Annotated in this window: 10 protein-coding genes; 6 read left to right on the top strand and 4 right to left on the bottom strand. The window is 74.0% G+C overall.

What is annotated here, in order from left to right; all coding sequences use genetic code 11:
* Window position 1: 1 nt before the first annotated feature.
* Window positions 2-1,693 carry a GAF domain-containing sensor histidine kinase gene (locus AB0C22_RS14855; RefSeq protein ID WP_357535350.1) on the bottom strand — a complete coding sequence of 564 codons (1,692 nt, stop codon included), beginning with the start codon at window positions 1,691-1,693 and terminating at the stop codon, window positions 2-4.
* 14 nt (window positions 1,694-1,707) lie between these two features.
* The gene (locus AB0C22_RS14850) at window positions 1,708-3,507 is read right to left on the bottom strand and encodes a long-chain fatty acid--CoA ligase (protein WP_357535348.1); all 1,800 of its coding nucleotides are present in this window, start codon (window positions 3,505-3,507) and stop codon (window positions 1,708-1,710) included.
* Between the two features lie 235 nt (window positions 3,508-3,742).
* Here AB0C22_RS14850 and AB0C22_RS14845 point away from each other — a divergent pair, with 235 nt between their 5' ends.
* From AB0C22_RS14845 to AB0C22_RS14820, 6 genes are all read left to right on the top strand, one after another.
* Window positions 3,743-4,195, top strand: coding sequence for an SRPBCC family protein (locus tag AB0C22_RS14845; RefSeq protein WP_208568698.1), 453 nt, complete (start codon window positions 3,743-3,745; stop codon window positions 4,193-4,195).
* A gap of 37 nt (window positions 4,196-4,232) precedes the next feature.
* On the top strand, window positions 4,233-4,916 hold the full coding sequence (locus AB0C22_RS14840; RefSeq protein ID WP_357535346.1) for a hypothetical protein: 684 nt from the start codon (window positions 4,233-4,235) through the stop codon (window positions 4,914-4,916).
* A 73-nt stretch (window positions 4,917-4,989) separates the two neighbouring features.
* On the top strand, window positions 4,990-5,937 hold the full coding sequence (locus AB0C22_RS14835; RefSeq protein WP_208568696.1) for an ROK family glucokinase: 948 nt from the start codon (window positions 4,990-4,992) through the stop codon (window positions 5,935-5,937).
* A gap of 128 nt (window positions 5,938-6,065) precedes the next feature.
* A complete protein-coding gene (locus tag AB0C22_RS14830; RefSeq protein ID WP_208568809.1) occupies window positions 6,066-6,752 on the top strand; it encodes an endonuclease/exonuclease/phosphatase family protein in 687 nt (228 codons plus the stop codon).
* Window positions 6,753-6,908: 156 nt separating this feature from the next.
* Window positions 6,909-8,315 carry an NAD(P)-binding domain-containing protein gene (locus AB0C22_RS14825; RefSeq protein WP_208568695.1) on the top strand — a complete coding sequence of 469 codons (1,407 nt, stop codon included), beginning with the start codon at window positions 6,909-6,911 and terminating at the stop codon, window positions 8,313-8,315.
* Window positions 8,312-9,139: an alpha/beta fold hydrolase gene (locus tag AB0C22_RS14820; RefSeq protein ID WP_357535344.1), complete on the top strand. Its 828-nt coding sequence runs from the start codon at window positions 8,312-8,314 to the stop codon at window positions 9,137-9,139. Before AB0C22_RS14825 ends, AB0C22_RS14820 begins: the two co-directional genes overlap by 4 nt.
* A 70-nt stretch (window positions 9,140-9,209) precedes the next feature.
* Here the strand turns inward: AB0C22_RS14820 and AB0C22_RS14815 are convergent, their stop codons facing one another.
* Both AB0C22_RS14815 and AB0C22_RS14810 read right to left on the bottom strand, forming a co-directional pair.
* On the bottom strand, window positions 9,210-10,628 hold the full coding sequence (locus AB0C22_RS14815; RefSeq protein ID WP_219464005.1) for a trehalose-6-phosphate synthase: 1,419 nt from the start codon (window positions 10,626-10,628) through the stop codon (window positions 9,210-9,212).
* 195 nt (window positions 10,629-10,823) lie between these two features.
* Window positions 10,824-11,666 (bottom strand): DUF308 domain-containing protein, encoded by an 843-nt coding sequence (locus tag AB0C22_RS14810; protein ID WP_219464004.1) that lies wholly within the window; start codon window positions 11,664-11,666, stop codon window positions 10,824-10,826.
* Window positions 11,667-12,153 lie beyond the last annotated feature (487 nt).

Raw genomic sequence — 12,153 nt, 5'->3', positions numbered from 1 at the left:
ATTACTCCACTTCTGCTGCTGCGCTGCCACGCACGTTATCGCGCCGGGGCGACGAACCCACCACCACCGCCACGGTCGTACCACTGGGTTGCCGGGGACTGATCTCCAACCGGCCCCGGATACGTTCCGCCCTCTCCGCCATGATCGCAAGGCCGTAGTGACCGTCGGTGCGCTGGTCACCGATGCCGTGACCGTCATCCGACACTTCAATTTGCGCGTACGGGGGGTCCACCTCGCAGGTGACCCAGAGATTCGACGCCCCGGCGTGCTTGCGGGCGTTGGTCACCGCCTCCTGCGCGATGCGCAGCAACTCGGCCTCGGTGGCGGCCGGCAGCCGGGCGGTCGACTCGTCCAGCGACAGGTGCACCCGCAGCCCGCCGGCCGAACCCACGGTCCGGGCGTACTCGGCGATCGCCGCTGCCAGGCCGCCGTGCCGGTCCACCTCGCTGCGCAGCTCGAACAGGCTCAACCGCAGCTCGGTGATCACCCGGGTCACCTCGCCGCGCAGGGTGCGCAGCGCCTCGGCGGTCTCCTTCGGGTCCTCGTCGACGTAGGCCAGCGCGTTGTCGATGCCGTAGCCGACCATCACCAGCTCCTGCGCCACCCCGTCGTGGATCTCCCGGGCCAGCCGCTGCCGCTCCTCGTTGGTGGCCAGCGACCGCACGTCGTCGAAGAGCAGCGCCGCCTCCAGCCGCAGCGCCGCCGGGCCGGTCAGCGCGGTCACCCGGGACACCACCGGCGGCGGGTACGCGTGTGCCGCGTCCGCCTCCAGCACCACCAGGCCGACCGTGCGGACCCCGGCGACCAGCGGAACGATCAGCGACGAGACGTCCCCGCCGGTGTGCGAGCGGGCCTGCGACCGGGCCGCGGTCTGGGGCTGCTGACTGGCCCAGGCGTCGGCGATCGCCGAGTCGGAGTCCAGCGTCGTCTCCCAGTCGACCCGGTCCACGCCGATCTGGGCGAGCACCACCAGCCGCCCGCCGCCGCTGGCCGACAGCACCGCGCCCCGGTTGACGGGGGCGACGGTCCGCAGCTCCTCCAGCAGGTGCTCGGAGATACCGCCCGGATCGAGGGTGGCCCCGGGCAGCTGCCGGGCGACCGTGCGCAGCTGGGTCAGCAGCCGGGTCGCCTCGGCGTACGGCTGGGGCTTGCCCTCGGCCCGGACCCGCATCACCTGGTGCAGCGTGCCGGCGGCGTAGAGGCCGAGCCCGGCGAGGATCAACCACTGCGCGCAGACCGCCAGGTAGCCCGGCTGGCCCAACTGCCGCCCGCCGTCGACCTCGGTGAAACCACCGGCGACCACCAGGGTGGCGGCGGTGACCCCGAGCAGCACCGCCCCCTCACGGAACTGCCGGCGCAGCGCGGTGACCGTCACCGGCACCGCCAGATAGGGCAGTACGGCCGAGGCGCCCAGCCCGCCGACCGACGAGCCGAGGGTGGAGGAGACGGCGACCTGGCTGGCGGCCAGCCCGATCACCACCGCCTCGGCGAGCCGGCTCAACGGACCGATCAACCGGTGCTCGGGGGCCAGCAGGGCGGGTGCCCCGGCGACCGCCAACAGGGCGATCCACCAGAGCTGGGCGGGATCGCCGGTGGCGATCAGGGTCAGTGTGCCGACCAGCGCGAGCATCACCGCACGCGCGGCGGCGGCGACGGGTCGCGTCTGGGGGCGGACAGCTGTGGAGGCGGACACGTGACGGATCGTAGTCAGCCTTGGTAGATCTCCGCGATCTCGGCCGCGTACGACTTGTGCACGACCTGCCGCTTGACCTTGAGTGAGGGGGTCAGCTCGCCGGTCGCCTCGGTGAAGTCGCGGGGCAGGATGCGGAACACCTTGATCGATTCGGCCTTGGAGACGGCCAGGTTGGCGGTGTCCACCGCCCCCTGGATCTCGGCCCGCAGCCCGTCGTGCGTCACGAGCTGTTCGACCGGGGTGTCCTCGGGCAGTCCGTGCCCGGCCAGCCACTTCGGCAGGGCCTCCTCGTCGACGGTGACCAGGGCGGCGATGAACGGCTGCCGGTCACCGACCACCACGCACTGGCTGACCAGCGGATGCGCCCGGACCTGGTCCTCCAGCACGGCCGGGGCGACGTTCTTGCCGGCGGCCGTCACGATGATCTCCTTCTTGCGGCCGGTGATGCGCAGGAAGCCGTCGTCGTCGAGGTGCCCCAGGTCGCCGGTGCGGAACCAGCCGTCGACGAGCGCCTCGGCGGTGGCCGACTCGTTCTTCCAGTAGCCCTGGAAGATCAGGTCACCGGCGATCAGGATCTCGCCGTCGTCGGCGATCCGGATGGTCACGCCGGGCAGCGGCCGGCCGACGGTGCCGATCTTCGTGCCGGTGGGCAGGTTGGCCGCGGCGGCTGGGGAGGTCTCGGTGAGGCCGTACCCCTCGCAGATGGTCACCCCGATGCCCCGGAAGAAGTGCCCGAGCCGGGCGCCGAGCGGGGCACCGCCGGAGATCGCGTCCCGGCACCGGCCACCAAGGGCGGCCCGCAGCTTCCGGTAGACCAGCCGGTCGAAGACCGCGTGCTGGGCGCGCAGCGCGAACCCGGGACCCCCCGGGGTCTCCTGCGCCTCGCTCCAGGCGATGGCGACCTTCTCCGCCCGGTCGAAGATCGCGCCCTTGCCGTCGGCCTGGGCCTTCTGCCGGGCGCCGTTGTAGACCTTCTCGAAGACCCGTGGCACCGAGAGCACGAACGTCGGCCGGAACTCCTGGAGCTGGGCGACCAGGTCCCGGGTGTCGGCGCAGTGCGCCATCGTGGCCCGGGCCTGCACCACCCCGATCTGGATGAGCCGGGCGAAGGCGTGTGCCAGGGGGAGGAACAACAGGGTCGAGGCCCCCGGCCGGAACAGGTTCGGCAGCACCGGCACCGCATTGGCGATGTCGGCGTACATGTTGCGGTGGGTCAGCACGCAGCCCTTGGGGCGGCCGGTGGTGCCGCTGGTGTAGATGATCGTGGCGACGTCGTCGGCGCGGACCGAGGTGCGGCGGCGCTCGATCTCGGCGGGGTCGACCGACGCTCCGGCGGCGACGATCTCGTCCACCCCACCCAGCTCGATCTGCCAGACGTCGCGCAGCTCGGGCAGCCGGTCGCGGACCCCGGCGACCAGGGTGGCGTGGCTGTTGGTCTCCACCACCACGGCGACCGCGCCGGAGTCGGCGAGGATCCAGGCGGCCTGCTCGGCGCTGGACGTCTCGTAGATCGGGACGGTGACCGCGCCGGCCACCCAGATGGCGTAATCGAGCAGGGTCCACTCGTAGCGGGTGCGGCTCATCAGGGCGACCCGGTCACCGGGGGCCACCCCCGCGCCGGCCAGGCCCCGGGCGACCGCCACGACCTCGTCGCGGAACTGCCGGCAGGTGACGTCGATCCCGGCGCTGCCGTCGGCGGCGGGCCGGACGAACTGCACCGCGTCCGGGGCCGCCTCGGCGTTGTCCCAGACCGGGTCGGTCAGGTTTGCCGCGTCGCCGATGCTGACGATCGGCGGAACGGAGAACTCGCGCACCTGCACTCCCTCGTGCTCGCACTGGCCGGGCCGACCTTGGCCGGCATGGTCGAAACCTACCCGGCCGGCCCCCCGAACGCCCCAGGCAGGTTGCCCGCCCCACCGGCCCGGACCCCGTCGGGGACGGCCCGGGAGCCCGCGGCGGGCCACCCCCGGCCCCGCTGCGGGGTGGCCCGGGACCCGGCTTCGGGGGTGGAGCGGGGCGGCCGGCGGAGGCGGCGGGTAGCCTCCCCCCATGGCGGACTCCTCCACCCAGTCGATCATCATCGGCGCGTCACCGGACCGGGTGGCGGCCGTCATCTGTGACTTCGCGAGTTACCCCCGGTGGACCGAGGCGGTGCGTCGGGCCGAGGTCGTCGAGGAGTACGAGGACGGCTACGCCAGCCAGGTCCGGTTCACCATCGACGCCGGGGTGATGGCCGACGAGTACGTGCTGGCCTACGAGTACGCCGAGGACCTCTCCCGCGTCGAGTGGCACCTGGTGGCACCCTCGAAGATGCAGAAGACCCAGCGTGGCTCGTACGACCTGGTCGGCAACCCGGACGGCACCTGCACGGTGACCTACACGCTTGAGGTCGAGCTGTCGGTGGGCATGCTCGGCATGTTTCGCCGCAAAGCCGAGAAAATGATCATGGATACGGCGTTGAAGCAGCTCAAGCGCCGGGTAGAAGCACCCGGTGCGGCGTAGCGACACAACGGCCGGCGACACGACGGAGGAGCCGACCATGGGCGCAACGGAACCGGGCTCGGCCCGGGAGGAAGCGGAACGGCTGGTCGCCACGCTGCTCGCGACGGCCCGGCTGGCCTCCGCCGGCACCGGGTCGGGGGCGGGACCGTGGGGTCCGCTCGGTGGGATCGTCTCGGGTGTCCTCGGTCACAGTGCCGGCGCGGCCCGGCCGACCGCCGGCACCCACCGGGCGGAGGGTTTCGCCACCGGATCGCCCGAGTGCTGCATCTGTCCGATCTGCCGGGCTGTCACCGCCTTGCGCGATCCCAGTCCCGAGTTCGCCGAGCGGCTCGCCACCGGCGCGGGGGACCTGGCCGCCGGAATCGCCAGCATGATGCGTGCGTTCGCCCCGCCCGCAGGCGGGGAAGCATCCCACGGGACGCCCGGTGACGCCAGCGCGACGACAGGTCGGGGCGGCCCTTCCGATTCCGAGGCCGATCATGTGTGGCGCGAGGCCACCCGTACCGGGCATGATTCTGCGTCGGCGCCGGAGCGGGACGTCTGGTCCGCCGCCACCCGGGCGGAGGACGCGGTCGCACCGGCCGTCGCCGCACCGCCCGTCGACGACGCCGGGCCGGCCGCGCCGGCCCAGCAGGTCCGGCCCACGGCCGACGGTCACGTGGTGCCCGCCTCGCGCGCGCCGGCCGGCGCGGACGGGGACGCACCAGGCGACGGGGCCTGACCACCGGACATCCCGGCAGCGTACGGCCTGTTTCGGTCGATGCCGGGCAGCACAGCAGAGGGGAGTGGCCGCGGTGACGCTGACCATCGGAGTCGACGTCGGTGGCACGAAGGTGGCCGGCGGTGTCGTGGACGACACCGGCCGGGTTCTCGTGCAGGCCCGGCGGGACACCCCCGCGGACGACGTCGGCAAGACCCGCGACGTCATCATCGAGCTGGTCACCGAGCTGTCCACCGGCCACCAGGTGGACGCGGTGGGGATCGGCGCGGCCGGCTGGATCGACGCCTCCCGCTCCACCGTCCTCTTCGCCCCCAACCTGGCCTGGCGCGACGAACCGCTGCGCGACTACGTCAGCACCGCCACCGGGCTGCCGGTGATCGTCGAGAACGACGGCAACGTGGCGGCCTGGGCCGAGTTCCGGCACGGCGCGGCCCGCGACGCCGACGACTCCATGGTCATGTTCACCATCGGCACCGGTGTCGGCGGCGGCATCGTGCTCGGCGGTGAGCTGGTCCGTGGCGCCAACGGCATCGCCGCCGAGCTGGGCCACATGCTCACCGTCCCCGACGGCCACCAGTGCGGCTGCGGCCGGCTCGGCTGCATCGAGCAGTACGCCAGCGGCAGCGCCCTGGTCCGGTTCGCCCGGGCCGGCGCCCGACAGGAGCCGCAGCGGGCCACCGCCCTGCTGGAGCTGGCCGGTGGCGAGGCCGAGGCGATCACCGGGCCGATGGTCACCACCGCCGCGCAGGCCGGCGACCCGATCTCGGCCGAGGCGTTCGCCCAGATCGGCCGCTGGCTCGGCACCAGCCTCGCCGACATGGCCCAGATCCTCGACCCGCAGGTGCTGGTGGTCGGCGGCGGCGTGGTGGACGCCGGTGACCTGCTGCTCGGCCCGACCCGGCGGTCCTTCGCCGACGCGCTGGCCCAGCGCAGCCGACTCCCGGTGGCGCAGGTGCGCCCCGCCGAGCTGGGCAACACCGCCGGCGTCATCGGCGCCGCCGACCTGGCCCGCCGCCGGTGACCGCCGCACCGCAGGACCCGGCCGCCACCGGCCCCACCGCCGCCAGCCCTACCGCCGCCAGCCCCACCGCCGCCGGGGCCTCCGGGTCGGGTGCCCCCGCCGGGGCCGCCCCGACCGGTGCCGGGCGGGTGCCGCTGCGGGTGGTGTCGTACAACATCCACAGCCAGCGCGACGACACCGCGGCGCTGGCCAGCGTGGTCCGCGAGGCCGCCCCGGACGTGGTGATCGTGCAGGAGGCACCGCGCCGGTTCCGGTGGCGGCAGAAGTCCGCCACCCTCGCCGACTCGTTCGGCCTGGTGGTGGCCGCCGGTGGCCTGCCCTCGCTGGGCAACCTGCTGCTGACCAGCCTGCGGGTCCGGGTGACCGGGACGCACTGCCAACGGTTCCCGCTCACCCCCGGCCGGCACCTGCGCGGCGCGGCGTACGCCCGCTGCCAGGTCGGCGGGGCCCGGTTCCTGCTGGCCGGCTCGCACCTGGCCACCGACCCGGCCGAACGCCCCGGCCAGGCCGCGCTGCTCAAGCGGGAACTGGCCGCGAGCGACCTGCCGGTGGTCTTCGGGGCCGACCTCAACGAGGGCCCGGACGGCCCGGCCTGGGGCACCGTCGCGAGCGGACTCGTCGACGCCGCGGTCGCCGCCGACGCGGCCGACCGGCACACCTACTCGTGCACCAACCCGCGCCGGCGCATCGACGCCCTCTTCGTCGACCCACGCGTCGAGGTCGTCGGCTACGACGTGGTGGACACCCCGACGACCCGCCGGGCCAGCGACCACTTCCCGGTCCTGGTCGACCTGCTGCTGCCCGCCGCCGGCTGACCGGCCGGCAGGCGTCCCCGGCGGGCCGACGCCGCCGACCGGGGAGCAGCCGTCGCCGGGTCCGGGCCCCCGCGAGCCGGGCTGGACAACGGGATGCGGGTACGGGGAGGATGCCCGTCGAACCGGCGTACCTGGCCGCATCAAAGGAGATTTCCGGTGCCCTCCTCCACCGAGCACGGCCGGCCCGATCCGGAGACCACGACGCCCGCCCCGAGCCGGGACGGCCGGCCGGTCTCCGACCGGGGCGACACGGTCTGCGTGATCGGGGCCGGGGCCAGCGGCCTCACCGCCGTCAAGAACCTCACCGAACACGGCTTCGGTGTCGACTGCTACGAACGGGAAACCGGCGTCGGCGGTGCCTGGAACTGGCGGCACGACCGCAGCCCGGTGTACGCCAGCACCCACCTCATCTCGTCGCGGCCGTTCACCCAGTTCCCCGACTTCCCCATGCCGGACTCCTGGCCGGACTACCCGCACCACGGTCAGGTGCTGTCCTACTTCGAGCGGTACGCCGACCACTTCGACCTGCGCCGGCACATCTGGTTCGGCACCGAGGTGGTCCGGGTGGAGCCGGTCGACGGTGACCGGTGGGACGTCACCACCCGCAGCACCGGCGGGTACGGCCCCGAGCGCACCTCCCGGTACGCCGCCGTGCTGGTCGCCAACGGGCACAACTGGTCACCGAAGCTGCCCCGCTACGAGGGGCTGGAGGAGTTCCGGGGCGAGGTCATGCACGCCTCGTCCTACAAGGACCCCGCCCAGCTGCGCGGCAAGCGGGTGCTGGTGGTCGGGGCCGGAAACACCGGCTGTGACCTGGCCGTCGAGGCCGCCCAGCAGGCGTCCCGCTGCTGGCACTCCACCCGCCGCGGCTACTGGTACGCCCCCAAGTACGTCCTCGGCCGCCCCGCCGACCAGGTCAACGACGCGCTGCTGTCGTGGCGGGTGCCGCTGCGGCTGCGGCAGTGGCTCTACCACCGGACCCTGCGGCTGACCGTCGGCGACCTGACCCGGTTCGGGCTGCCGAAGCCCGACCACCGGGTCTACGAGACGCACCCGATCGCCAACAGCCAACTGGTCTACTACGTCGGCCACGGCGAGATCACCCCGGTCCCGGAGGTGGCCCGGTTCCATCCCGGCGGGGTGAGCCTCACCGACGGCCGGGAGATCGACCCCGAGCTGGTCGTCTTCGCCACCGGTTACCTGCCCCGCTTCGAGTTCCTCGACCCGCAGATCCTCGGCGACGCCGACGGCTCCGGCCGGCCCCGGCTCTGGCTGCACGCCTTCCCGCCGGGCCACCCGACCCTGGCGGTGGCCGGGCTGTTGCAGCCCGACTCGGGCCTGTTCACCCTGGCGCACTGGCAGACGGTGCTCTTCGCCCGATCGCTGCGGTTGCGTCGGGACCGGCCGCAGCGGGCCGCCGCGTTCGCGTCCCGGGTGGCGGCCGGCGCGGGGGAGCGGTACGCCGGGAGGGTCAAGGACAGCAGCCGGCACTGGTTCGAGGTGGGCCACGTCGACTACCTGCGCGCGGTGCAGCGCGCCCTCGACGACTTGGAGGGCAAGTGAGCGGGACGACCGAGGAGCGGGTACGGATCCTGCGGGGCCGGGAGTGGGCGCACCCGGTCCGTCCGGCCCGCCGGGAGGTGCTCAGCGCCGTGCCCGAGCTGGACGAGGGACGCCCGCCGCTGCTGTTCGTCCCGGGGTTCGGGCACGGGGCCTGGGCGTTCGCCGAGCACTGGCTGGAGCACGCCGCGTCGCGCGGTTTTCCCGCGTACGCGGTGAGCCTGCGCGGGCACGGCGGCAGCGAACCTGCGCCGGGGGCGACGCTGCGGGCGTACACCCATGATGTGGTCCAGGCGGCGGCGGAGCTGCCACGGCAGGCGGTGCTGGTGGGGCACGGCGCCGGGGCGTTGGTGGTGTCGCACGCGTTGGCGCGGTATCCGGCCCGGGCCGCGGTGCTGGTCGCGCCGGTGCTCGGTGGCCCGGCCACGGCCCTCGCGGCGCTGCGGGCCAACCCGGTCGGCACGCTGCCCGCCCTGTTCGGCGGGGCGCTGCGGCTGCACCGCCGGCAGCTGTTCGGCCGGGAACTGCCCGACGCGGACGCCCGGCGGCACCTGGCCCGGCTGGGGCGGGCCGACCGGCGGGCCCAGTGGCAGCTGCTCGCCGGCCGACCGGCCGAGCCGGCGGTGGGCCACCCACCCGTGCTGGTGCTGGGCAGCCCGGACGACCGGGTCGTCCCGCCGGCCGCCCTGACCCGGGCGGCCGGCAGGTACGGCGCGGCCCCGCTGCTCTTCCCCGGCATGGGCCACGACCTGATGCTGGACACCCGGTGGCAGGAGCCGCTGGACGCCCTCCTGGACTGGCTGGTCAAGGAGCCGGGCCGCCGCTGACCGTCGCCCCGTCGCCGGCTCGGCGGACACCGGCCACCCCGCCGGGCGGGGTAGCCGGGCCGGCGGCGGGTCAGCCGGTGCTGCTGAGCCGGGTGAGCAGGGAGCCGGTGTCGTCCAGGGCGCTGAGGTAGGAGCGGGCCCAGGCCCGGATGTCGTGCCGGTGCAGGTGGTCGCGCATCGCCCGCATCCGGTCGCCGACGTCGTCCGGCCCGGCCCGCAACGCCGACAACAGCCCCTGCTTGAGCCCCTCCAGGTCGTGCGGATTGACCAGGTACGCCTGGTCCAGCTCGGCCGCCGCTCCGGCGAACTCGCTGAGCAGCAACGCACCCGTGTCGTCGACCCGGGCGGCCACGTACTCCTTGGCGACGAGGTTCATCCCGTCGCGCAGCGGGGTGACCGCCATGACGTCGGCGACCCGGTAGAGCGCCGCCAGCTCGGCCCGGTCGAAGGGCTGGGTGAGGTAGTGGATGGCCGGCTCGCCGACCCGGCCGAACTCGCCGTTGATCCGGCCGACCTCGCGTTCGATCCGTTCGCGCAGGATCTGGTACTGGCCGACACGTTCCCGGCTCGGCATGGCGACCTGCACCAGCACCGTGTCGCGGACCTTGACGTCACCGCTGGCGAGCAGCTCGCTGTAGGCCTTCAGCCGCTGCTCGATGCCCTTGGTGTAGTCCATCCGGTCGAGGCTGAGGATGACCCGCTCCGGGTCGCCCAGGTCGTGCCGCAGGCGGCGGGCCCGCGCGGTGACGTCCGGTCGGCCGGCCAGCGCCGCCATCTCGGCGGTGTCGATCGAGACCGGGTACGCCCCGATCCGCACCACCCGGTCCTGCACGCCGATCCGCCGGTCGGTGGCGGGCAGCCCGAGGACCTTGCTGGCCAGCTGGGCGAAGTTGTGTGCCGCCTGGGCCCGCTGGAAACCGATCAGGTCGGCACCGAGCATCCCACGTAGCAGCTCCGCCCGGCGGGGCAGCTGCATGAACAGCTCCGGCGGTGGGAACGGCACGTGTAGGAAGAAGCCGATCCGCAGGTCGGGCCGTAGCTCGCGGAGCAGGCCGGGGACCAGTTGCAGGTGGTAGTCCTGCACCCAGACCACCGCGCCCGGGTCGGCCACCTCGGCGGTCGCCTCGGCGAACCGCTGGTTGACCCGCTGGTACGCCTCCCACCAGCGGCGGTGGTATTCGGGTTGCTCGACGGCGTCGTGGTAGAGCGGCCAGAGGGTCGCGTTGGCGAAGCCCTCGTAGTGGTCGCGCAGGTCGTCGGCGCTGAGCGGGACGGTCTGCATGTGCACGCCGTCCACGTCGGGCAGCACGGGCGCCGGCCCGGTGCCGCCGGCCCAGCCCACCCAGGTGGCCGGGGTCTGTCGGAGCAGTGGGTGCAGCGCGCTCACCAGCCCACCGGGGCTGCGGCGCCACTCGCAGGCGCCGTCGGGCGCCACGCTGTCGTCGATGGGGAGCCGGTTGGCGACCACCACCAGGGAACTCTGTCGCATCTCGGGCATTCCGATCGGCAGGGGACCGACCACGCGAGCAAGGAACAACCGGGCAGTCGGTGGGCGAAGTGACCTACAGCGGTATTCCTACTGACCGTAAGTTACACCACTGTTACGCCCGGCGTGGGGGCGGCGGTGTCCCGGGATGCGGGCGAAGGTCGACGGCGGGGGCGGTGATGTGCAGGGGGTGGGGACTCAGACGACCGCGCCGTCGTCGGGGTCGTGGTCGTCCTCGTCACCGGGGCGCAGTCGCCAGATCAACGTGACGAACCCGGCGAGGATGCCGGTGAAACCGAGCAGGGTCACCACCGAGGCGTCCACCGGCAGCAACGACGGATTGAGGAACAGGACGAAACCGAGCACGATCCCCAGCACGCCGACCACCGCGTACTTCGAGATCCGGGGCAGCGGCGGGGGTGGCGGCGGGGTGTACCCCTCCTCCGGATCGTCCGGCAGGTCCGCCCCGAAGGTGTCCAGGCCGTCCAGCAGCGACGGCTCGTCCTGGCGGCCCCGGGGGGTCACCGAGATGCCGGAGATGTCAGCCGCGTACGGCAGCCGCCGCACGTCGGTGGCGGTCGGGCCGGTCGGCTCGTCGGCCCGGGTCGTCGATCCACCGGCCCGGGTGGTCGGGTCGGTCGGCTCGTCGTCGACGTCCTCGGCGGCCGGCCAGGGATGACTGCCGGCGGCCGGGGCGGTGTGGAAGGCGGCGACCAGGCGTTCCCACTCGGCGTCGACGTCCGGCTCGGCCCGGGCCGGCTCCGGCGTCGCCTCGTCGGCGAGCTGGGTGAGGTAGTCCCGGGCGGTGGTCAGGTGCGAGCGGTCCACGTAGAGCCGGTCGACCGGCCGGGACGGCACGGTGGTGGTCCGGGTGATCGGGTTCAGGTCGGCGGAGGGCTGGAGGTAGGCGGCGATCCCGCCCGCGGCGAGCACGTCGAGCAGGTGCTCGCCGACGCGCGGATCGACGTCGCCCGCGACGGCGTACTCGCTCGCGTCGAGCCCGTTGTCCCGCCGTCCCCGGCGGGCACCACCCGCTGACACCGGACATCCTCCTCCGCGCACCTCCCGGTGCGGTCGTGTCGGCGCCCCGCACGCCGTGCTCTGAATCGTGACACGTCGGCACCCCGTTCCGGGAGTGCGTTGTGGCGTGCCGCTCGTGGTTCGTCGGCTCCGGGCCGGCCGCCTCCCCGTCGGTCACCGTCGTGGACGATCGTCCGGCCGCCCCGGCCGAGCTGCCCGGACTCTCCGGACCCGGAGTCCGGGCCCGGGTGGGGGCCGCGAACCGTGGCCGTACCGGCTGGTAGTGCAACTGGGCGCCGTTGCGCCGCGCGGGGCGGGACCATCCGCTGCCGGGGGAGGCGCCGTCGACCTGCCCGTCGGCGGTCCGGTGCCCCGCGTCGGCGGCGGATCCGACCACTCTCCGCCGGCCCGTTCCGGGGCAGTGTCTGCAAGAACTCACATCCGGCGCGAAACGGAATACTTCACCGGGTATCCCCGTACCGCGAGCGGTCCGAGCAAGTTGATCAAG

Origin of the sequence: Micromonospora sp. NPDC048894 (assembly GCF_040649765.1) — a bacterium.
Classification (GTDB): domain Bacteria; phylum Actinomycetota; class Actinomycetes; order Mycobacteriales; family Micromonosporaceae; genus Micromonospora; species Micromonospora antibiotica.
Note: the sequence above shows the minus strand (reverse complement) of the source record. Positions and strands in the feature narration are given on the sequence as shown.

Excerpts from the sequence above, each read along its gene's own strand:
- AB0C22_RS14845 (WP_208568698.1), top strand. The coding sequence starts at position 3,743 with ATGGCGGACTCCTCCACCCAGTCGATCATCATCGGCGCGTCACCGGAC.
- AB0C22_RS14840 (WP_357535346.1), top strand. The coding sequence starts at position 4,233 with ATGGGCGCAACGGAACCGGGCTCGGCCCGGGAGGAAGCGGAACGGCTG.
- AB0C22_RS14815 (WP_219464005.1), bottom strand. The coding sequence starts at position 10,628 with ATGCGACAGAGTTCCCTGGTGGTGGTCGCCAACCGGCTCCCCATCGAC.